General features: G+C 70.7%; 18 protein-coding genes. 7 read left to right on the top strand and 11 right to left on the bottom strand.

The genetic code is table 11. From position 1 onward, the window contains the following. Window positions 1-396 precede the first annotated feature (396 nt). Window positions 397-1,122: an XRE family transcriptional regulator gene (locus ACZ6QQ_RS01195; RefSeq protein ID WP_465873765.1), complete on the top strand. Its 726-nt coding sequence runs from the start codon at window positions 397-399 to the stop codon at window positions 1,120-1,122. 152 nt (window positions 1,123-1,274) lie between these two features. Here ACZ6QQ_RS01195 and ACZ6QQ_RS01190 read toward each other — a convergent pair whose 3' ends face one another. The 5 genes from ACZ6QQ_RS01190 to ACZ6QQ_RS01170 form a co-directional block, all read right to left on the bottom strand. After that, complete coding sequence (locus tag ACZ6QQ_RS01190; protein WP_465873299.1) at window positions 1,275-1,772, bottom strand: hypothetical protein; 498 nt, start codon at window positions 1,770-1,772, stop codon at window positions 1,275-1,277. A 165-nt stretch (window positions 1,773-1,937) separates the two neighbouring features. Beyond that, window positions 1,938-3,275: an acetyl-CoA carboxylase biotin carboxylase subunit gene (locus ACZ6QQ_RS01185; RefSeq protein WP_465873297.1), complete on the bottom strand. Its 1,338-nt coding sequence runs from the start codon at window positions 3,273-3,275 to the stop codon at window positions 1,938-1,940. Between the two features lie 97 nt (window positions 3,276-3,372). Further along, window positions 3,373-3,996 carry a TetR/AcrR family transcriptional regulator gene (locus tag ACZ6QQ_RS01180; protein ID WP_465873295.1) on the bottom strand — a complete coding sequence of 208 codons (624 nt, stop codon included), beginning with the start codon at window positions 3,994-3,996 and terminating at the stop codon, window positions 3,373-3,375. A gap of 24 nt (window positions 3,997-4,020) precedes the next feature. After that, the gene (locus tag ACZ6QQ_RS01175; protein WP_465873293.1) at window positions 4,021-7,023 is read right to left on the bottom strand and encodes a hypothetical protein; all 3,003 of its coding nucleotides are present in this window, start codon (window positions 7,021-7,023) and stop codon (window positions 4,021-4,023) included. Between the two features lie 6 nt (window positions 7,024-7,029). After that, entirely contained in the window at window positions 7,030-8,823 is a 1,794-nt protein-coding gene (locus ACZ6QQ_RS01170) for an HSP90 family protein (protein ID WP_465873292.1), read from the bottom strand. A 117-nt stretch (window positions 8,824-8,940) separates the two neighbouring features. Here ACZ6QQ_RS01170 and ACZ6QQ_RS01165 point away from each other — a divergent pair, with 117 nt between their 5' ends. After that, a complete protein-coding gene (locus ACZ6QQ_RS01165) occupies window positions 8,941-10,188 on the top strand; it encodes an MFS transporter (RefSeq protein WP_465873290.1) in 1,248 nt (415 codons plus the stop codon). A 38-nt stretch (window positions 10,189-10,226) separates the two neighbouring features. On the opposite strand, the gene ACZ6QQ_RS01160 is transcribed toward ACZ6QQ_RS01165, so the two are convergent. Continuing rightward, window positions 10,227-10,619 (bottom strand): hypothetical protein, encoded by a 393-nt coding sequence (locus tag ACZ6QQ_RS01160; RefSeq protein ID WP_465873289.1) that lies wholly within the window; start codon window positions 10,617-10,619, stop codon window positions 10,227-10,229. 297 nt (window positions 10,620-10,916) lie between these two features. Here ACZ6QQ_RS01160 and ACZ6QQ_RS01155 point away from each other — a divergent pair, with 297 nt between their 5' ends. Beyond that, window positions 10,917-11,489, top strand: a complete 573-nt coding sequence (locus tag ACZ6QQ_RS01155; protein WP_465873287.1) for a hypothetical protein — start codon at window positions 10,917-10,919, stop codon at window positions 11,487-11,489. A 97-nt stretch (window positions 11,490-11,586) separates the two neighbouring features. Then, the gene (locus ACZ6QQ_RS01150) at window positions 11,587-12,888 is read left to right on the top strand and encodes a YncE family protein (protein WP_465873285.1); all 1,302 of its coding nucleotides are present in this window, start codon (window positions 11,587-11,589) and stop codon (window positions 12,886-12,888) included. A gap of 141 nt (window positions 12,889-13,029) precedes the next feature. On the opposite strand, the gene ACZ6QQ_RS01145 is transcribed toward ACZ6QQ_RS01150, so the two are convergent. The 4 genes from ACZ6QQ_RS01145 to ACZ6QQ_RS01130 all read right to left on the bottom strand — a co-directional run bounded on the left by ACZ6QQ_RS01145 (window position 13,030) and on the right by ACZ6QQ_RS01130 (window position 16,777). Then, window positions 13,030-13,932, bottom strand: coding sequence for a sulfurtransferase (locus ACZ6QQ_RS01145; protein WP_465873284.1), 903 nt, complete (start codon window positions 13,930-13,932; stop codon window positions 13,030-13,032). 219 nt (window positions 13,933-14,151) lie between these two features. Continuing rightward, a complete protein-coding gene (locus tag ACZ6QQ_RS01140; protein ID WP_465873283.1) occupies window positions 14,152-14,919 on the bottom strand; it encodes an SGNH/GDSL hydrolase family protein in 768 nt (255 codons plus the stop codon). 152 nt (window positions 14,920-15,071) lie between these two features. Continuing rightward, window positions 15,072-16,253, bottom strand: a complete 1,182-nt coding sequence (locus tag ACZ6QQ_RS01135; RefSeq protein WP_465873282.1) for a hypothetical protein — start codon at window positions 16,251-16,253, stop codon at window positions 15,072-15,074. Beyond that, window positions 16,250-16,777, bottom strand: a complete 528-nt coding sequence (locus tag ACZ6QQ_RS01130; protein ID WP_465873280.1) for a SigE family RNA polymerase sigma factor — start codon at window positions 16,775-16,777, stop codon at window positions 16,250-16,252. Before ACZ6QQ_RS01130 ends, ACZ6QQ_RS01135 begins: the two co-directional genes overlap by 4 nt. A 128-nt stretch (window positions 16,778-16,905) precedes the next feature. Here ACZ6QQ_RS01130 and ACZ6QQ_RS01125 point away from each other — a divergent pair, with 128 nt between their 5' ends. Next, window positions 16,906-18,654: a proline--tRNA ligase gene (locus tag ACZ6QQ_RS01125; protein ID WP_465873279.1), complete on the top strand. Its 1,749-nt coding sequence runs from the start codon at window positions 16,906-16,908 to the stop codon at window positions 18,652-18,654. A 169-nt stretch (window positions 18,655-18,823) separates the two neighbouring features. On the opposite strand, the gene ACZ6QQ_RS01120 is transcribed toward ACZ6QQ_RS01125, so the two are convergent. Beyond that, window positions 18,824-19,435, bottom strand: coding sequence for a dTDP-4-dehydrorhamnose 3,5-epimerase family protein (locus tag ACZ6QQ_RS01120; protein WP_465873277.1), 612 nt, complete (start codon window positions 19,433-19,435; stop codon window positions 18,824-18,826). A 145-nt stretch (window positions 19,436-19,580) separates the two neighbouring features. Between ACZ6QQ_RS01120 and ACZ6QQ_RS01115 the strand changes: the two genes are divergently transcribed. Further along, complete coding sequence (locus ACZ6QQ_RS01115; RefSeq protein ID WP_465873276.1) at window positions 19,581-20,006, top strand: CBS domain-containing protein; 426 nt, start codon at window positions 19,581-19,583, stop codon at window positions 20,004-20,006. A 44-nt stretch (window positions 20,007-20,050) separates the two neighbouring features. Beyond that, window positions 20,051-20,479 carry a SufE family protein gene (locus ACZ6QQ_RS01110; RefSeq protein WP_465873763.1) on the top strand — a complete coding sequence of 143 codons (429 nt, stop codon included), beginning with the start codon at window positions 20,051-20,053 and terminating at the stop codon, window positions 20,477-20,479. The last annotated feature ends 19 nt before the right edge of the window (window positions 20,480-20,498 follow it).

Here is a 20,498-nt window from a genome sequence, read left to right as displayed (position 1 = left end):
AGCGTGCTCGTCGCTCCGGGTCACTCATCGTCCGCGCGCGTACCCCACCGGAGACCACGGTCGGCACATCCACGACCGGACTCTGCTGCGGTGCCGGTTCGCGGGCCGGTCGATCCCGGAACGGACCGATCGGGTCCGATCCGTGTCTGCTGCCGGCAAACCACTTCCATCTCATCGCACACCTCCGTCGGGTAGCGGCCAGAACTACGGCGCGGAGGAGTTCGTCCCAACGCTCGACTTGTCCGGCACCCACACTCACACAATGCCGCCAAGCAGTCGCCCTCCGCGACGACCACAGAGGCGGCCCAACGACGGCGAGCAGGGCGTCATTGTGGCGTCATTGCCATTACCATCCGAAGGGTGCCGACACCCAACAGCGCGCTCCGGGCCGCCCGCATGAACCTGCTGATGAGCCAGGACGATTTCGCTCGCGCACTCCAAGCCGCCGGTCAGCGTGCCGGGCGGCCCAACGACGCAAACAAGCGGCTCGTGCAGCGCTGGGAATCCGGCGCCATCACCTCACCCAGACCGACCTACGCATGCGCCCTGGAAGCTCTCACCGGCCTGCCGATCGAGGTCCTCGGATTCGCGCCCGCAGCACACGCCCGCGTGACCGACGACGGTCGCGGCGGGCACGACACCACTTCACCCACCGAAATGGTTGTCCCGACGACCGGCATTCAGGCAGGTCGGGCACGCCCGCAGGGTGACTACTCCGGGGTGTGGCTGAGTCGCTACGAGTACTTCTCCAGTGGCCGGAACGCCACCTTCACCGGCCAGCACTACGTCACGCTGCTCCAGCACGGCGACCGACTGACCGTACGCAGCCTGCCCGGTTCGGCAGACTCTTCGCTGACCCTGGACCTGACGGTCGACGGCAACGTCCTGACCGGCACCTGGGTCGAACAGACGGACCCGAAGAGCTACTACCGGGGTGCGCGGTATCACGGCTCGATCCAGATGCTCGCCGAGCCGACCGGGCGCAGGATGGCCGGCAAGTGGGTCGGGTTCGGCAAGAACATGGACATCAACACCGGTCCCTGGGAACTGATCTTCCAGGACGCCTCCACGAACAAGGCCACCCTGGAGCGCTACAATCGCCCACCCGATCCCGAGCCGTGACGACCGATGACCCGGCTCTGATGACCCGGCGCTGGTCCCGCGTTTGCTGCCCCTCATAATCTTCACGGTCGTCGGAGCGCCTGTCGGAAGTTCCGCGAGCCGCTGCCTAGGCGGTTGCGGCGCCGACTCGGAACCGAGGGTGTACGGGGTTGCTACACGGTCATGGAGTAGGAGCCGGCAGACAGCCATCCCAGAATCGCCGCCCAGTACAGCAGTTGAAGCGCCTCCTTCTTGGTCCACACTCTTCCGAGAAAGCGTGGCGTCTGTATGCGCGCGTGGGGAAGGACAGCCGGCGCGGACTCCAGATCTTCCAGCCGCAGTCCGTAGAAGTCCCGTTCCAGGGTCGCAGCCCACCGTCGGAAGTGCCTACAGTTCGCCATGTTCTTTCGTTCCCACCGGTACACGGCGAAGGTAACCAGCGCAGCGCAGAGACTCAGCAGCGCAACGGCGGCGTCGGGTATCTCCGCCCCGGGAGCCCGCATCAGCAGCACGATACCCACACCGGTCACCAGTGGAATCGCCGTCAGGAGCTTGAGACTGACCTCGTCCGTCGCCCTGATGTTGGAGCAGATCTCCTGGTAGACGTTGTTCAAATCGCCTTGACCTGCCCAGGACGGCCGATCGTTTGCCAACTCGCGGGTTTGCTCCATGTGCCGGCTCCCATCCAGGGACTGCGTGACCGTCGACAACACGCCGATCGTCGCAAAGCCACGCACGTCATCCGATGACGAGCCGAGGTGGTGGGGCCCACCGTGCCCACGGCGGGAATCAAGCTTGACGGCCCAGAGTGGGCACGGTGGGCCCCACCCCACGACTCACCGCATCCGCGAAACGATCCCCGTGTCGTAATCCCCCGAGATGAACTCGGCATTTTCCAACAACTCAGCGAAGAACGGCAGATTGCACTTCGGCCCCTCGACCACGAACCCGGCAACCGCCTCCCGAGCCCGCGCGATGGCCTCGGCCCGATCCGCCCCGAACACGATCAACTTTGCCATCAGCGAGTCGTAGAACGGGGTCACCGTCGTACCGGCCGCGTAGCCCGAGTCGACCCGGACACCCTCGCCGGTCGGCTCCACCCACGACTTGACCGCGCCCGGCCCCGGCAGGAACCGCTTCGGGTCCTCGGCGTTGATCCGCAGCTCGATCGCGTGCCCGCGCGGCTCCAGCGCGTCCGGGTCGAAGTTCGGCGCCAGCCCGGAGGCCACCCGCAACTGCTCCTCGACCAGGTCCACCCCGTAGACCAGCTCGGTCACCGGGTGCTCGACCTGCAACCGGGTGTTCATCTCCAGGAAGAAGAACTCGCCGGTCGTCGGGTCCAGCAGGCACTCGACCGTACCCGCGTTGCGGTAGCCGACCGCCTCACCGGCCCGGACCGCCGCAGCCAGGAACCGCTCACGCAACTCCGGCGAGACCGCCGGCGACGGCGACTCCTCCGCCAGCTTCTGGTTGCGCCGCTGCACCGAGCACTCACGCTCGCCGAGGGCCACCACCCGACCGTCGGCCAGACCGAGGATCTGCACCTCGACGTGGCGTACCCGGGGGAAGTAACGCTCGATCAGCACCGAGCCGTCGCCGAACATCCGCTCGGCGAACGCGCGGACCTTGTCGTACTCGGTGTTCAGCGACTCGGCGTCGTTCGCGACCGCCATGCCCATCCCGCCACCACCGGCGGCGGCCTTCACCATCACCGGGAACCCGATCGAGTCGGCCGCCGCCAGGGCGGCTTCGACATCGGCGGCCGGGTCGGTGGTACCGGGGGCCACCGGCACTCCGGCGGCGGCCATCAGATTCCGGGCATTGATCTTGTCGCCCATCGCGGTGATCGCGTCCGGGCTCGGTCCGACCCAGATCAGGCCGTTGGTCTCGACGGTACGGGCGAAGTCCGCGTTCTCCGACAGGAAGCCGTAACCGGGGTGGATGGCCACCGCACCGGTCGACTTCGCGGCGGCGAGGATCGCCTCGGCGTTGCGGTAGCTCTGCGCCGGGTTGGCCGGGCCGACACAGACTGCCTCGTCGGCTTCGCGGACGAACGGCATCTCGGCATCAGCCTCCGAGTAGACCGCAACCGTCCGTACGCCGAGCCGCTTGGCAGTGCGGATAATCCGGCGGGCGATCTCACCGCGGTTCGCGACCAGCAGCGACTCGATCATGTCCTTCTCCTCGGGGGTCCGGGCGTCCTGACATTGCTAGGACACCATGAGTACCCCTCGGATCACGAATCCGGGGTTGCTCCGAACCCGTCGAGGGTCAGGAAATCGGCCCGAGCAGGGCGGCGAGGGTGGCCGCCCGCAGCAGTGCGGCCCGGCGACGCCGGTCGACCTCGCCGCCGAGGAACGGGGTGGAGTTCATCAGGCCGAAGGCCGCGTGCGCCAGCACCCGGGCCTCGCCGGCCGCGAGCCCGGGGTGCAGCACGGTGAGAACCGACACCCACTCCTCGACGTAGAGCCGCTGCAACCGGCGGATCTGCCGGCGCGGTTCCTCCGGCAACCGGTCCAGTTCGTGCAGGTGCAGCGCGATGACCGCCGGGTTGGCGAGCGCGAAGTCGACATGGAAGTCGATCAACGACTCCAGGATCGCCTGCGGTCGGCCCGGATGTTCCGCCACCCGCTGCCGGCCGCCGTCGAGCAACCCCTGGCTGACCGGGATCAGCGCGGCGGCGAGCATCGCCTCCTTGCCCGCGAAGTGGTGGTAGAGGGCGGGCCCGGTGACGCCCGCAGCTGCCCCGATGTCATCCATGGACACGCCGTGGTAGCCACGGGCCGCGAACAACCCGACCGCGATCTCCAAGATTTCGTCACGGCGCGACCGGCGCCGCGGACTCGCCGGGGTGCCGCCCGGCGTCGCCCCTGTCACCTGCTGTTCCAGCGTCACCAGGCCAGCCTAGTCCGGCCCCGGTCAGCCATCGGCGTCCAGATCGTGCTCCCGGCGCAGCTCCTCCGCCTCAGCGGTCCGCCCCGACTGCCCCAACGCCTCGGCGAGCAACCACGCCGCGCGGCGTACGGCGGGCGATCCGGTGGGCAGGGCACCGAGCGCCGTACGCAGAATCGGCTCCGCCTCGGCCGCCCGGTCCAGCCGCAGCAGCACCTCCCCGATCAGCAGCTCGACCTGTAGCGCCTCACCGAACGCCTCGATCGACCGCAGCCGTTGCGGTACCCCCTCGACCCGGCGCAACGCCTCCTCCGGCCGGTCGGCGCCGACCAGCGCCCGAGCGGCACTGTCGGCGAGCATCGACGACTCCCAGCGCGCCGCCGGTTCGTCGGCGACCTCCGCCGGCAGGGCGGCCAGGCCCGACTCGGCCCGCTCGACGGCCGCCAGGGCCGCCTCCGGCTCACCGGCCCAGTGCCAGGCGTCCGCCTCGCGCCGACCGGCCCGGGACGCGTCCAGCGGCATCTTGGCCAGCCCGTACGCGGTCGCGGCCGCCGCGAACCGGTGCGCCGCCAGGGCGTCCCGGTCCTGGGCGTAGAGCAGGTCACCGGCCTCCTCCAGCACCTGCGCCCGGCCGCCGAGATTGTCCGGCCCGTCCAGGTTCTCGGCGAGCTGGTCCAGCAGGGTCAGCGCGAGCTGGTCCTCGTCCAGCTCCCGGTACACCCCGGCGAGCAGGTGCCGGCACCGGTCGGCGTCGCCCTGCTGGCCCAGCCGGTCCAGTTCGAGCACCGCCTCCTCGGCGACCTCGGCCGCGTCCAGCATCCGCCCGGTCAGCCGGTACGCGTTCGCCAGCTCGAACCGAAGGTACGCGGCCCCCTCGGCGATGCCCTGTTCGGCGCAGATCGCGACCGCCTCGACGAAGTCGTCGACCGCGTCCACCGGACGTTGCAGCGCCATCGACGCCCTGGCCCGACCGATCCGTACGTGCAGGGCCGCCTCCCCGGTCGCGAGCGGCAACGCCTCGTCCAGCGCGGCGCGTACCTCGGTCGGGTCGTCCAGGCTCTGGGCGTGGCAGATGCAGGCGGTGGCGAGCCGTTCGGGCACACCCAGCGTCCGGTAGCTCTCCCGGACCAGTGCCGCCGCGTCCCGCGCCTCCTCGCGCCGACCGGCCGCCTGTAGACAGATCGCCCGTCGTAGCCCGATCCGGGCGACCAGGTACGGATCGTCCACCTCGGCCGCCGTATCGGCCGCCAGCTCGACGGCTTCGAGCGCCTCGGGCCAACGTTGCAACCCGGCCAGGGCCAGTGCGACCCGGTCCCGGGCACCCGCCGCCTCGGCCCGGTCCCCGTGCTCGGTCAGGTACGCCATTCCCGCCTCGACCAGCGGCAGGCCCTCGGTCTCGTTCCCGTCGTGGCAGAGCAGTACGCCGAGCCGGCCGGCGACCATCCATTCCCGCCGCTGGTCGGCCAGTTCCCGGTAGTGCTCGACCGCCCGCCGGAGCAGTGCGATCGCGGCGGACCGGTCGTCGGACACCATCCGCTCCACCGCCCGCAGCTCGACCCACCGGGCCTCGTCCGCCGGGGCAAGCCCCCGATTCCGCCCGGCGTCGTCGGCCGTCACCGGGTCCGAGCTCACCGGGTCCGAGCTCACCGGGTCCGGGCCGAAGCGTTCGTCGAGCACTCGCAGCAGCACGCGCAGGTGCTCGTACCGCTCGGTGTTCCAGTGTCGTTCGGCGAGGTCGAGCAGGTCGGTCGGGGTCGCCTCGACCGGGATGTCGGCCGGGGTCGGCACCGGTGGCACCGGCGGTGTCGGGACCTGCGTCGGCGCCGGATCCGTCGCGCCGACGGCCGGTTGCGACGGCTCCGGGGCCGCCGCCGGTGAGCCGGCAACGGTGGCCGGGGCGGGCCGGCGGCGGGCGGTCGCCGACAGCGGCAGATGTTCCCCGATCGGTTCGGCCGCCAGCCGGCGCCCGACCCATCCCGACTGGCTCGACGTGCCGTTGCGCTGGTCGAACCGGGCGGCGAGGTCGGTGGCGAGCTGCTTCAGGTCGGCGGCGAGCGCACCGACCGGCAGGTCGGCGGCGGGTCGGTCGGCGTACGCCCGGCGGTGCACGGTCAGCTCACCGTGCCCGGTTTCGTCCAGCCGGCGCAGCAGCAGGGCCGCCGCCGCGGCGAACGACATCGCGTCCGCCGGCGACGGGGCCCGGTCCACCCAGTCCAGGTGCCGTTCGACGATCTCCAGCCCCCGCGACTCGTTACCGGTGACCGCGCAGAACTCCACGTGCTCGCCGATGCTGCCGAGGTCGGCCAGGTTGCCCCGCAACCGCCGGTACGCCCGCCGGTGCGCGTCCCGCGCCCGCTCCCGCCGCCCCGACCGCAGGTACGGCACCAGCAGGCTGGTCAGGATCCCCTGCGGCTGCTCGTTGCAGGTCAGCCGACCGGCGAGCACCGGTTCGGCCAGCGCCACCGCCGCCTCGACCTGCCCGGTTCCGGCGAGGTGCCGGACCTGCCCGGACGGGTCACAGCCGGCGCAGTCGGACAGCTCGTCGCGGGCAGCGGTGACCCACCTGCGGTACCACTCCTCGGTTTCCTCGTCGGCGCCCCGGTGCCGGGCGACGAGGTGCCGGTACTTGTAGACCGCCTGGAGGCTGTGGCCGCCGTCGCGGTAGCGGCGTTCCATGTCGTCGAGCACCGCGTACGTGCGTTCCAGCGGCACCTCGGGAAAGTCGAGCAGGGCGTTGACCATGTGCTTGAAGTGCCAGAGCAGCGTGTGTACGTACCGCTGGTGGTAGGGCTGTGGGTTGCGGTCGTAGTCGGCCAGGCACCAGGAGAAGGTGACGAACGACTTCGCCGGCTCGCCGCCGTACGTGTAGGCGCTGGTGCCGAGGATCCGGGCGGCGAACGCCAGCTCCTGGTCACCCTTGGCGTCGACCTGCCGGATCAGCTGCTCGACCGCGGCGATCTGCCCGGCGCCGAACGGCAGGTGGGCGGTCTGTTCGTACACCGCCCACAGATCGGCGTTACCGCTGGCCACCGCGGATCACTCCTGTCCCGGAACAGCCCGGCCGAGCAGGCCGAGGAACGAATTGTTGAGCAGGGCCGCGTCGGCCGGTCGGATCGGGTGGTAGCCGAGCAGCAGCGCCTGCCCGTACAGCGCCTCGACGGCGAGGCCGACCAGGTCCGGGTCACCGAGGGTGGTGATCCGGCGGACCAGCGGGTTGCGATGGTTGAGTACGAGCTGCGGTCGCTCCGGCGGGCCGGAGGAGGCGATCGCGTCCAGCACCCCGGCCCACAGGTCGTCGGCCCGCGCACGGGTCGACTCAAGCTGGTCGTGGAACGCCGCCGATCGGCTGACCAGGTACAACGCCGGCAACGAGGCCGGGTCGTACGCGCGCAGCGCCACCTCGCAACCGAGCCGGTCCAGGGTGCGCTGGGCGGCGACCAGGAACGGCCGCAACGCCAGCTCCACCGACGGGTCGAGGGTGTCGAACCGGGTGGTCAGGTCGGTCGGCTCCAGCCGCTCGATCAGGACCGACCGGTCCAGCCCCGGCAACCGCTCGATGATCTCACTGTCGTACGTGTAACCGCCGTTGACCAGGGCCAGGTCCTGGGCGGCGGCGACGGCCGCGAGCTGCCGGAACTCGTCGGTGGTGGCGGCGTACCGGATGACACCGTGCCGGGCGCGGAACTCGGCCAGGGTCATCCGGCCGGCGTTCGTCTCCATCGGCCACCACTGCTCGACCAGCCGGAGCATGTCGTCGTCGTGCAGCGCGAGCGCCTTCACCCCGAGGTGGTGGATCTGGAGGAACTCGCCGAGCCGACGCGGGTCACCGCTGGCGAGTTGGACCAGCCAGCCCCGCAGTTGGTCGCCGAGCGCCTCGCGGGTGGATTCGAGCAGGCTGTCCTCGTACAGCGCCTCCCGGCTGGCGGTCGGGCGCAGCTCACCGGCGTCGACCACGCACCGGGCGAAGAACGCCCACTCCGGCAGCAGCCCCTCTGCGCCCTCGGTGAGCAGCATCCGTTTCAGGTAGACCCGGTGTCCGACCCGGGCGGCCGGGTTCGCCGGGGTCGGCAGCACGAAGGCCGCCCCGGTCAGGCCCGCCTCCGGCACCGACAGCGGGATGACGTCGAACGGGGTGAAGCCGAGCGTTTCGCGGGCGTACCGGATCAGTCCGTCACGGCGGGCGGCCGGTGACGACCCGGCGGCGGCCGACCACGGCGGCGGTCCGCTGGTCGTCTCGACCTCGCCGACCCGCACGGTGACCGGCAGCAGCGAACCGAACAGCCGGGCCAGTTCGGTCACCGTCGGTTGGGTGAACCACTGCTCGGCGCCGGGACGCGGCACCAGGGTCACGGTGGTGCCCGGTTCGGCCCGAGCGGCGTCGGGTGCGGCCACCTCGACCCGGTAGCGGCCGTCGGTGTGGCCGGTCCAGAGCACGGTCGGCTGGTCGGCGTGCCGGGTGACGACCCGGATCTCGTCGGCGACGAGGAAACAGGAGAGCAGGCCGATGCCGAACTGGCCGAGGAACTCGTGCCGGGCGAAGCCGAGCTCGTCCCTTTTGGAGCTGCGGCCGATGGTGGCGAGCAACTCGTGCACCTGCGTCTCGCTGAGGCCGATGCCGGTGTCGTGGATCCGCAGGGTGCCGTCACCGGTCAACTCCGGCGGCTCGACCCACACCACGGCAGGGGCGCCCGGATCCCCCGCCCGTCGGGCGGTGATCGCGTCCGCCGCGTTCTGCAACAGCTCCCGCAGGTAGACCCTGGGGCTGGCGTACAGGTGGTGACTGAGCAGGTCGACGATGCCGCGAAGGTCAACCTGGAAGGTGCGGTCCACGCTTTGTTACTCCCCGGTTCAGGTGCAGGCGCCCACCGTACCGGTGACCGGCGACACCCGCCGCCCTTATCCGGGCCGAATTGACCCTCAACCTGGTCGAGCCCCCACGGTCGTGCAATGACCAAACCGGCGACCTGCGCGAAACCCGAGGTCCGCGACCACACCGGCGTACGGCGAACGCTCGGTGCCGCGTACGGGCGACTCTGGGTGGCGGCGGTGACGTCCCGGTTCGGGGACGCGGTGCGTACCCCGGCTCTTGCCCTGCTCGCGGTCTCGCTGACCCGCGACCCGCGCCTGGTCGCGGCCGTGGTCGCCGCCGGGCAGGTCCCGCCACTGCTGTTCGGCCTGCACGCCGGGGTTTACGCCGACCGCTGGGACCGGCGGCGCACGATGGCGGCGGTCGACGGGTTGCGCTGCGTGCTGGTCGCCGCACTGGCGGTCCTGGTGCTGTTCGGGCAGGTCGGCATCGGTTCGCTGGCCGTCGCCGCGTTCCTGCTGGCGGCGCTCGGTGCGCTCTTCGACGCGGCGGCGTTCGCGGTGCTGCCGGCACTGGTGCCCGCCGACCGGTTGCCGACCGCGAACGGCCGGCTCGCGGCGGGTACGGCGGTGGCCGGCGGATTCGTCGGCGCCCCGGTCGCCGGACTGCTCTTCGCGGCCGATGCCGGGTGGCCGTTCGCGGTCGACGCCGCCTCGTTCGCGCTCGCCGCACTGCTGGCCCTGACCCTGCCGCCGGTTCCGGTTCCCCGGGCTCCCGTCCAGGTTCGACGGTCGACGTGGCGGGAGGCCGGGGACGGGCTGCGGTGGATCCGGCGCGATCCGATCCTGTTGCGGATCACCGCGCTCGGCGCCGCCAGCAACCTCGCGATCAGCGGGCTGATCGCGGTGATGGTCCTCTACGCGTTGGAGGTGCTGCGGGTGTCCGAGGCAGGTTACGGCGTCTTCATGGCAGCGGCGGTGCTCGGTGGACTGGCCGGCGGGCTCGGTGCCGGTCGGCTCGCGAGCCGGCTCGGCACCCGTACCGGGCTCCGCTGGGTGTTGCTCGTGCAGACGTTCGCCCTGGTCGGGCTCGCAATGTCCCGGCATCCGGTGCCCGGCGGGATCGCGTTGGCGGTCTTCTCCGCCGGATCGGCGACGTGGAACGCGCTCTGGTCGGCGTACGGCCAGCGGCATGTGCCGGCGGAACTGCTCGGCCGGGTCGGCAGCGCCCAGCGTTTCGCCGGACTGCTCGCCGCCCCGGTCGGCGCGCTGCTCGCCGGCTTCACCGCGAACGCCTACGGGGTCCTGCCGATCGGGTATGCGGCAGCCGCCGTCTTCGCCGTTGTCACCGGGGCGGCTTGGCGGGTGCTGGGCAGCAGGGCCGGTTGACCGACCCTGCTGCCGTCAGCCGATCAGTGCCGTGTCAATTACTGGTACGCGCAGTTGTACGCGTCGTGGATGTCTATCGCATAGGCGTGTTCATAACTCGCCAGTGGGGCGTGCGTGTTGGGGAAGATACAGAAGGTGCGACTCGATCCGTCGGTGGACCTGGTGTAAATCAGGGCCCCGTCGTCGTTGCGAGTGTTGAGAATGTAGTCGGCACCGGCGGCGCTGGAACTGAGCGTCTGGTAGTAGGTGTCGACGTAGCGGGCGTTGGGACTGTACGCGTCCCACCTGGCCTTCGTCTGGTAAAAACAGACACCGGGGTAGATGCACCCGCGGGCGCTCGACGCCTGCGCCGGCACCGTCATGAAAACGCTGGCCAGAGCGGCGATAGCCGAGACGACTGCCACGCGTCGCGCGATTGTTCTGGTCTTCACGGGATCCTTCTCCTGTCGACGTGGGATGGGTCGGGGCAGAGGAGTCAATCCAGCGGAACAACGTCGCCCGCCGCACCACGGACAACGCCAGAACCATTCGTCAATGTAGTGAAGATCCCGACCCGGCCGCAAGATCGGCGCATCGATACTCAGGAAAGTGTTACGAGTGCTCCCGCGACGCACGAGCGGACGTTGGATCGGACGGTGACGGTTCTTGATCCGGTGGGCGGCCCCGGTCGGCGGCCCCAGTGGATCACGGGGCCCACGACCGGGCATCGGTGGTGAATGATGCGGAGCGTGCGATCAACTTCCCGCTCCGCTGCCGACAGGAACAGACCCGTACGCCGACGGCTGCGCTCGCTCGCCTACGGCGAACTGGTCAACATCCCGCTGCACGCCGTGGTGTGGATCGCCCTGCTCGACGCGCCGGTCACCCTCGCCAACGTGGCGGGCTACCTGCTCTTCTCACTGCTGTTGATCGAGGGCGCCGGCTACTGGCTGGCCAAGTTGCACCAGGCGAACACCCGGCAGCGGGAACTACCGGGCATCCGGATCTTCCGGCTGCTCCGGGTCGCCAACCTGCCGCTGCTCGCGGTCGGTGTCGCCATCGCCGCGTACGGGGCGGTCGACTCGCCGGGTATCGCGTCCTGGCCGGGCCTCGGCTACGGACTGTTCGCGATCATCGAGCACGTCAACTACTTCCACCGGCAACTCAGCTACGACCGCTCGACCGACCTGCGCCGACTGCGCGCCTTCGGCCTGCGCCGCTCCCACCTCTCCCGTGACCTGTCCCGCCACCCCTTCGCCACCCCTCGGGCCGCCGACGCCGCCGCTGGCTCGACCGATCAGCCCGAAGCGTCCCGCACCTGACCCGCCTGCCATCCATTCGGCCGTACCCGAAAGGCCGTCGCAAAAATATGGCGCGGACGGGTCGGAACCCAGCCGACCGGTCACGCCTCTACCGGGCATGACAACAAGGCGTACGGTGCTGCGGCTGGCGGGCGGGATCGCGGCCGGAGCGGCGGGTGGTGCACTGGTCGCGGGCAGCGGCGGATGCCGGGACGGCGCGACGGACGAGCCGGCACGGGGCGACTCGTCCCCCACGGAATCCCTGGTCGTCGAGCTGGCAGCCGGTGAACTGGCGGTCCTCGACGCCGCCACCGGCCGGACCGTGGTGAACCGGTCCGAGGCCGTACTCAGCGGTGACGGGACCCGGCTGGTGCGTACCGAGGGGGCAGGCGGCGGCACCCGGTTGACCAGTCACCGGCTCTCCGACGGCGCGTCGGTCAGCAGCGGCACGATCGCCGAACGGCTCACCGCGCGGGCCACCAACCCGGACGGCAGCCTGGTGGCGCTCGCCACGCCGGGCGAGCCGGGGACCGGTCCGTACCGGCCGGGTGGACGGGAGCGGACCACGATCGTGGTGGCCGGCAGCGCCGGTCAACGCAACCGGGTGGAACTGCCGGGCAACCTCGAACCGGAGGCGTTCGACACCGCCGGCCAGGCGCTCTTCGTCCTCGACTATCTTCCGCCGGCGGCCCCGGACCGCTACCGGGTACGCATTGTCGATCTTGCGTCCGGCCAGCTACAGCCGCTGTTCACCCGGCAGAAGGCGGTGGTGCCGCCCGGCGCCGAGGAGGAGATGCGGGGCGAGGGACGGCAGGCCGTGTACGACGCCCGTACCCATCGACTGTTCACCCTCTACACCCACCAGCCCGAGCATGAGCACACCCGGGACCTGGTCGGTGGGGCTCGGGCGGACGCCCCGCACGTGCACGCGTTCGTCCACACGCTGAGTTTGACCGAGAAGTGGGCGTACTGCGTCGACCTGCCGTCGCCGTTCGGCGAGCATCCCGCCGCCGGTCACGCCATCACGCTCGACGCGAACGGGGGCGGCGTCTACGTGGTCGACACGACCAGCGGCACCGTGGCGGTCATCGACCCGACCGAGTTGACGGTCAATCGGACCCTCACGTTCACCCCGCCGACCGGACCGGTCACCTCGGCCGCCGCCACCCTCGGCCCGCCCGGCACCCTCCTCATCGGCGCCGGCCACGAACTGATCGCCCTCCCGCTGAACCGCGCCACCCCCGTCCGCTGGACCCTTCCCACCCCCGTACGCGGCATCGCCACCACCCCCGACAACCGCTGCTGCTACGTCGGCCAAACCGACACCATCACCTGCCTGGACCTCGCCACCGGCCGCGAGACCCGCCGACTCCCCATCCCCACCCTCAGCCAACTCCGACACCTCACCCCCCACCCCTGAGCCGCCACCGCCCCCTCACACAGAGAAAGCGCTGCCCTCATGTAGAGAAAGAGTGGCTTCCCGCGTTGGGATAGCCACTCTTTCTCTACAAGTGCGGTGATCTTGACGGGGACGGGGACGGGGACGGGGAGGGCGGCGGGGTCAGGTGGGGAGGCCGCCGGGGTTGGGGCCCTGGACGACGGGGGCGCGGACGAGGTTGCCCCATTCGGTCCAGGAGCCGTCGTAGTTGCGTACCTGCGGGTAGCCGAGCAGGTGGTGCAGGACGAACCAGGTGTGGCTGGACCGCTCGCCGATCCGGCAGTACGCGATGATGTCGTCCGCCGTCGACAGCCCCAACTCGTCGGCGTAGATCGCCCGGAGCTGGTCGGGGCGCTTGAACGTACCGTCCTCGTTCGCGGCGGACTTCCACGGCTTGTTCACCGCACCGGGGATGTGCCCACCGCGCATCGCCCCCTCCTGCGGATAGTCGGGCATGTGCAGCAGCTCACCGCTGTACTCGCCCGGCGAACGGACGTCGACCAGCGGCCGGGCGCTGGCGATGTGCGCCGCCACCTGGTCGCGGTACGCCCGGATCTGGCTGTCGTCACGCGTCGGCACCGGGTACTCGGCGCGCGGACGCTCGACCTTCTCCCGGGTCAGCTCGCGACCCTCCTCGACCCACTTCTGCCGGCCGCCGTTGAGCAGCCGTACGTCAGCGTGGCCGAAGAGCGAGAAGACCCAGAGGGCGTACGCGGCCCACCAGTTGAAGTTGTCGCCGTAGAAGACGATCGTGTCGTCCCGGCCGATGCCCTTGGCCGCGCAGAGCTCGGCGAACGCCTCGGCGCCGAGGTAGTCCCGGGTGACCTGGTCGTTCAGTTCCAGGTGCCAGTCGACCTTGATCGCTCCGGGGATGTGTCCGGTCTCGTAGAGCAGCACGTCCTCGTCGGATTCGATCACCACCAGACCTTCCGTGCCCAGGTTCTCGGCCAGCCACTCGGTGGTGACCAGGCGCTGCGGGTCGGCGTATGCCTGCAGGGCAGGCGTGGGATCACTTGGTACGGACATGCAGCCCAACGTACGCCAGCCTTCCGCCGATCAGCTGGGGAACCGGATGCCTGCTGGGTCACTTCGACAGCTGTCGTCGTACGGGAAGCCCCAGACTGTGGGCAACGTATTGCTGGAGCACGCCGGCTGGGAAGGTGACCCTGGCGCGGTCTTCGAGAGCAGGACCGCCGGTCCGCTCGGTGCGGGCGGCCCGTTCGTCGACCGGCCAGACCGTGAAGGTCAGTCGGTGAACGGACTCAGGAGCGGGCGCTTGGCGGTGACGGTGTCGCCGGAGGAGCGGCCGGTGAGGCGGCGCTTGAGCCACGGGGCCAGGTGCTGACCGGCCCAGCGCAGGTCGGCGCCGCGGGCCGCCAGCCAGGGTGTCGGTGCCGGCTGCGGCGGTACGACCAGCCACTGCTCGTCCGGCGCCAGGCCGAGGGCGCCCAGCACGTGCCCGGCCACCCGTCGGTGACCGGCGGCGGAGAGGTGCAGCCGGTCGGGACTCCACAGTTCCGGGTGCATGAACACCTCGTCGGCGAAGAGGTCGACCAGTCGGGCGCCGTACCGCTGCGCGGTTTCGCCGACGGCCCGGTTCAGCGCCGCCACCCGGGGCGCCATCACCCGCTGGCCGGGCAGCCGGGACATCACGTCGGCGAACCGGAACACCAGCACATCCGCCCCGGTCTCCCGGAACTCCCGGATCACCCGGTCGAACCGGCTGGTCAGCGCCTCGGCGTCGAAGTTGCGGCGCAGTACGTCGTTCCCCCCGGCCGCGAAGCTGACCAGGTCGGGGCGCATGGCCAGGGCGGCGGGCACCTGCTCGGCCACCACACTCGGGAACAGGCGTCCCCGGATCGCCAGGTTCGCGTACCCGAAATCGGGGCCGACCTCGACGGCCAGGCGGGCGGCGACCAGGTCCGCCCACCCGCGGTAGGTGCCGTCCGGGTACGCGTCGTCCATGCCCTCGGTGAAGCTGTCCCCCACCGCCACGAAGCTGCGCCAGCGCATCCGCATCCTCCTGAATCCGCCGCCTGCCACCAGGTCCATCGGAGTCTTACACCCGCCGAGGCGAGGTTACCGCCGGGTACGCCGAAAGTGGCGGCGCCGACAAACACTGCTCGGCACCGCCACACGCGGGACGCCTCAGAGGGGTTCCGGAACTATCCGGTGGCCTGCTTGAAGAACTGGAAGGAGGCCTTGTTGTCCTGGGTACGGCGATCCTGGCTGGCCGACACCTCGACCCCGCCGGTCATCGGGACCATCTCGCCCCGGTAGACCAGGGTGAAGACGGCGGTCACACTCTTGTTCACGCCGACCTCGGGCACGGTGCAGATCATGACCATCGGCGGCCCCTGGTCGTTGACGCCGCAACCGGACTTCGTGCCCTGCGCCCGTACCAGGGTCACGCCCTTCGGCAGCGTCAGATGCACCACGGGCGGTTCTGCGGTCGCCGGGCCGACGTTGCGTACGATCACCGCCACTTCACCCTCGTAGGAGCCGTCTGCCTGCTTGACCATGGTCGGGTTCGCGGCGGTGACCCGTACGTCGGCGCTCACGTCGGGGAACCTGGTCGGGCCCGCCGTCTGCTGGAAGCGGCCTCCGAGCCAGCGGTAGTCGCGCCACTGCGGCGCCGCCGGCGAGAATGCCTGCTGGTCGGCCCACTGCGCCCGGACTGTCCCGGACTGGCCGGCCGCCACCGCCTGCAACACCTCCGGTACGGACTGGTCCGGCCCCGGCTGGACCTTCACCACCTGCCCGAAGGTCTCTATCCCACCGTCGACACCGCGCTTGAACACGAGCACCTGCTGCGCGTGCACCGCGTGGGGACTGCACACGACCAGCGCGGCCATCTCGTTGGAACCGTCGCCGTCCACGTCGACCGGAACCGGCTTGCCCAGGATGGCGAACGCCATCGGGGAATCGGGCTGGGGGCGGTAGACGTGGTTGCCCTTGCTGAACCGGAAGGTTCCGGCCGGGCAGGAGGGGGTTCCCCAGGCCGGCAGCGTCAACGACCCGTTCTCGACCTCGGCGGGGGTCAGCGGCGCGGGCGGCGGGGCTTCGACGGTCATCTTCGGCGTCGGTGTCGGCGACGGGGGTGCCGTCGTGGTCTCGACCGCCGGTGGCGTCGTCGCGGCCGGCGTGGGACCGACGTCGCCACGGGGGAAGAAGGCGAACGCGGTGCCGGTCGCGGCACCGAGCATCACCAGGGCTGCGGCCGAGGAGGCCAGGGTCCGCTGGAGGCCGAGGCGGCGCGACGTACGGAGGGTGCGGTCCCGCAGGTCCACCGGCGCGGCCTCCTCCGCCAGGTCGGCCAGGTCGCTGCGAAGACGGTCGAGGTTCATCGGGTGCTCCCTTCCAGGAGGTACATGTCGGCGAGTTCGGGGGCGACGGAACGCAGTCGGGCCAGGGCCCGGGACGTCTGGCTCTTGACCGTGCCGGCGGAGACGCCGAGCAGTTCGGCCGCTTCCGCCTCGCTGCGGTCCTCGAAGAACCGCAGTACGAGCACCGCCCGCTGCTTCGCGGACAGTTTCAGCAGTGCGGCCCGCAGGGAGAGCCGGAGCGCGGTCTGGCTGGCGTGGTCCGTCGAGGCGTCCCGGCGCGGCTCGGGCATGTCACCGGTCATCGACTCGGCCACCCGGCGGCGTCGCCACCAGGAGACCTGGAGGTGGTACATGGTCTTGCGGGTGTACGCCTCGGCGTTGCCCGTCTCGTGCAGTCCCCGCCAGGCCCGGTGGGTGCGGGCCAACGCCGACTGGACGAGGTCCTCGGCCAGGTGCTGGTCCCCGGTCAGCAGATACGCCGAGCGCAGCAGCGCGGGGGTACGCGTGCGGACGAAGGTGTCGAACTCGCTAAGTGAGGGATCCACCCGAACCGATCCTTGGGGTAGTGGAACGTGGGCAAGTCATGCCACCCAAGACGCGACCCTGCGACGCGAGGTTGCTGGTCGTACCGAAATGCTTGGACGTCGGGTTTGCGACATGCCAGGCTGCCTGGATGCTGCTTCGGATGTCCACGCTCTTCCTTCGTACGCTGCGGGAGGACCCGGCGGACGCGGAGGTGCCGAGCCACCGGCTGCTGCTGCGGGCCGGCTACATCCGGCGCGCCGCGTCCGGCGGCTACACCTGGCTGCCGCTGGGCAAACTGGTGCTGGACCGGGTGGCGCAGGTGGTCCGCGAGGAGATGGCCGCGATCGGCGGTCAGGAGATCCATTTCCCCGCCCTGCTGCCCCGGGAGCCCTACGAGTCGAGCGGCCGGTGGACCGAGTACGGCGACGACATCTTCACCCTCAAGGATCGTCGCGGCGCCGAGCACCTGCTCGCGCCGACCCACGAGGAGATGGCCGCACTACTGGTCAAGGACCTGTTCAGCTCGTACCGCGACTTCCCGGCGATCCTCTACCAGGTGCAGACGAAGTTCCGGGACGAGGCGCGCCCCCGGGCCGGGTTGTTGCGCGGGCGGGAGTTCCTGATGAAGGACGCCTACTCGTTCGACCTGGACCAGTCGGGGTTGCAGGCGGCGTACGACCAGCACCGGATGGCGTACCAGCGGATCTTCGACCGGCTGGGGCTGGACTACACGATCGTCGCCGCCTCGTCAGGGGCGATGGGCGGGTCGGCGTCGGAGGAGTTCCTGGCCGCCACCCCGGTCGGCGAGGACACCTTCGTCGGCTGCACCGCCTGCCACTACGCCGCCAACACCGAGGCGGTGACCACACCGCCGCCGGCCGCCGGTGATGTGGACGCGTTCCCGCCGGCGCAGGCGTACGACACCCCGGACACGCCGACGATCGAGGCGCTGGTGCAGCTCGCGAACGCCCGCAAACTGGGTGGTCGGGACGACTGGACGGCCGCGGACACGTTGAAGAACGTGGTCCTGTCCGTACGCCGGGTTGGGGTCGCCGAGCCGGAACTGCTGGTGATCGGCGTGCCGGGTGACCGTGAGGTGGACCTGAAGCGGGTCGAGGTGGCGCTCTACCCGAACACCGCCACCCTCTTCGACGGGTTCGCCGACCGGCCCGACCTGGTTCGCGGCTACATCGGACCGCAGGTGCTGGCGAAACTCGGCATCCGTTACCTGGTGGATCCCCGGGTGGTGACCGGTACCGCCTGGCTGACCGGTGCGAACGAGCCCGGCCGGCACGCGGTCAACGTGGTCAGCGGCCGGGACTTCACCCCGGACGGCACGATCGAGGCGGCCGAGGTCCGCGCGGGTGACGCCTGCCCGGCCTGCCGGTCCGGGAGGCTGACGATCCGCCGGGGAATCGAGATCGGGCACATCTTCCAGCTCGGTCGCCGGTTCATCGACGCCTTCGCGGTGGACGTGCTCGGTCCGGCCGGCAAGCCGGTCCGGCCGATCATGGGCAGCTACGGCATCGGGGTGTCCCGTGCGGTCGCCGCCATCGCCGAACAGCACCACGACGACCGTGGTCTGGCCTGGCCGGCGGCGGTCGCGCCGGTTGACGTACACGTGGTCGCGGCTGGCCGTGGCCCGCAGGCCGAGGCGGCGCTCGGACTCGGCCGGGAGCTGGCCGACGCCGGCCTGCGGGTGCTGGTCGACGACCGGTCGCAGGTGTCGGCCGGGGTCAAGTTCGCCGATGCCGAGCTGATCGGCATCCCGCGCACGGTCGTGGTCGGCCGCCGGCTCGCCGACGGGTACGCCGAGCTGCGCGACCGGGCCGGCGGTGAACGGGTCGAACTGCCGGTAGCGGAGATCGTCGCCCGGCTCACCGGCCGGGTCGCCTGACCCGCGTTCGTCCGGGTCGCCTGGGTTTGCTTCCCGGCCGGGTCGCCTGACCCGCGTTCGGTCGGTCCCGCCCGGCCGGGCACTCGACCGGGTCGAGGGTTGCCGGGTCCGCCCCGGCGCTGGCCGGTGATCCCGGTCAGCGCCACGGGCGGGCGGGCGGTGGTACCGGTCAGCCCTGGTGGGCGGCGCGCAGCGACGCGTAGTAGCGCAGGCACTCGTCGTACTCCGGGAGCAGCCCGGCCTTGAGCAATTCGGCCAGGCTCGGGCCGTTGGCGTCCCGCTCGGAGAACTTCGGGGTGATGTCGGCCGGGATCGGCAGGGCGAGCTCCTCGTCCAGCACGTTCACGATCCGCTCCCGCTGGGGGGCGTACCCGGTCGAGCAGACGTAGCTCAGCACGGTGTTGTCCTCCAGCGCGACAAAACCGTGGCCCAGACCCTCGGAGAGGTAGAGGGCGCGGTAGTCGATCGTGTCCAGCCGGACCACCTCGTGCTGGCCGAACGTCGGCGAGCCGACCCGCAGGTCGACCACAATGTCCAGCAGGGAACCCTGCGGGCAGTAGACATACTTGCCCTGGCCGGGCGGTACGTCGGCCCAGTGGATGCCCCGGACCACGCCACGGCTGGACACACTGTGGTTCATCTGTACGGCGGACAACTGGAAACCCAACGCCTCGGCGAACGCGGCGGCGTCGTACCAGACGAGAAAGTTGCCACGGCTGTCGGGGAATTGTTGGGGCACGAACTGCCAGGCACCGGAGATCGACAACTCGGTGGCTTTCACCTTTTCACCTTTCACGCGATATGCAACAGCACACGATACCGGCCGAGCCAGGACAACCAGGTGAGGCGGGGATCTCAACCGGGTGTGACGATCCGGCCACGGGGTACCGGACTGACATCGACATACACAATTCACGGAGGCTTCCATGACCAGCTATCGGGTCGCCGACCTGATGACCCGACAGGTCGTCTATCTGTCAGCGCAGACCACCCTCGACGAGGCGGCCAGGGCGATGGCCGACGCGGACATCGGCGACATCGTGGTGACCGACGGGCAGAACCTCTTCGGGATGGTGACCGACCGGGACATCGTGGTCCGGGCGGTGGCCGAACACAAGGACCCGGCGAAGACGACACTCGGCTCGATCGCCACCCGCGAGATCGTGATGATCGAGCAGAGTTCGACCGGGGCCGAGGCCGCCCGGATGATGCGGGAACGGGCCGTACGCCGGGTGCTGGTCTGTGACGTCGATCGCCAACTGGTCGGCATCATCTCCCTCGGTGACCTGGCCCAGCAGCTCGACCCGTCGTCCGCGTTGAGCGAGATCAGCGAGGCGAGTGCGAGCAGTTGAGTCCGTCGAGGGAGGGCTGAGTGATCGAGAAAGGGCGCAGTAGCCTGGACCGCATGCCACCGAAGCTCGCCGAGATCGTCGAGGAGTTCGCCTCCGCCCCGCGTGACCTGGTGCTGGAGATGTTGCTCGAATACTCCGACGCGGTCCCGCCGTTGCCGGCCGAACTGGCCGACCACGCCGGCATGGAACAGGTCCCGGAGTGCCAGACCTCGTTCTTCCTCCGCGCCGAGGTGACCCCGGCTCGTACGGTCGACACCTGGTTCGACTGCCCCCCGGAGGCGCCGACCACCCGCGCGTTCGCCGGCATCCTCGCCGAGGGGCTGGCCGGGGCGAGCCCCGAGGAGGTGCTCGCCGTACCGGACGACCTCTACCAGCGGATGGGTCTGGCCCAGGCGATCAGCCCGTTGCGCGTACGCGGCGGCACCGCGATCCTGGCCCGACTCAAGCGGCAGGTACGGGAACAGATCGGCTGACCCGGCGCGTTGCACCTGT

Source organism: Micromonospora sp. NPDC049529, from assembly GCF_055586685.1.
This window is presented reverse-complemented; position numbering and strand designations above follow the sequence as displayed.

Excerpts from the sequence above, each read along its gene's own strand:
- ACZ6QQ_RS01150 (WP_465873285.1), top strand. The coding sequence starts at position 11,587 with ATGACAACAAGGCGTACGGTGCTGCGGCTGGCGGGCGGGATCGCGGCC.
- ACZ6QQ_RS01140 (WP_465873283.1), bottom strand. The coding sequence starts at position 14,919 with ATGCGCTGGCGCAGCTTCGTGGCGGTGGGGGACAGCTTCACCGAGGGC.
- ACZ6QQ_RS01125 (WP_465873279.1), top strand. The coding sequence starts at position 16,906 with ATGCTGCTTCGGATGTCCACGCTCTTCCTTCGTACGCTGCGGGAGGAC.
- ACZ6QQ_RS01165 (WP_465873290.1), top strand. The coding sequence starts at position 8,941 with ATGACCAAACCGGCGACCTGCGCGAAACCCGAGGTCCGCGACCACACC.
- ACZ6QQ_RS01190 (WP_465873299.1), bottom strand. The coding sequence starts at position 1,772 with ATGGAGCAAACCCGCGAGTTGGCAAACGATCGGCCGTCCTGGGCAGGT.
- ACZ6QQ_RS01145 (WP_465873284.1), bottom strand. The coding sequence starts at position 13,932 with ATGTCCGTACCAAGTGATCCCACGCCTGCCCTGCAGGCATACGCCGAC.
- ACZ6QQ_RS01115 (WP_465873276.1), top strand. The coding sequence starts at position 19,581 with ATGACCAGCTATCGGGTCGCCGACCTGATGACCCGACAGGTCGTCTAT.
- ACZ6QQ_RS01195 (WP_465873765.1), top strand. The coding sequence starts at position 397 with ATGAACCTGCTGATGAGCCAGGACGATTTCGCTCGCGCACTCCAAGCC.
- ACZ6QQ_RS01135 (WP_465873282.1), bottom strand. The coding sequence starts at position 16,253 with ATGAACCTCGACCGTCTTCGCAGCGACCTGGCCGACCTGGCGGAGGAG.
- ACZ6QQ_RS01185 (WP_465873297.1), bottom strand. The coding sequence starts at position 3,275 with ATGATCGAGTCGCTGCTGGTCGCGAACCGCGGTGAGATCGCCCGCCGG.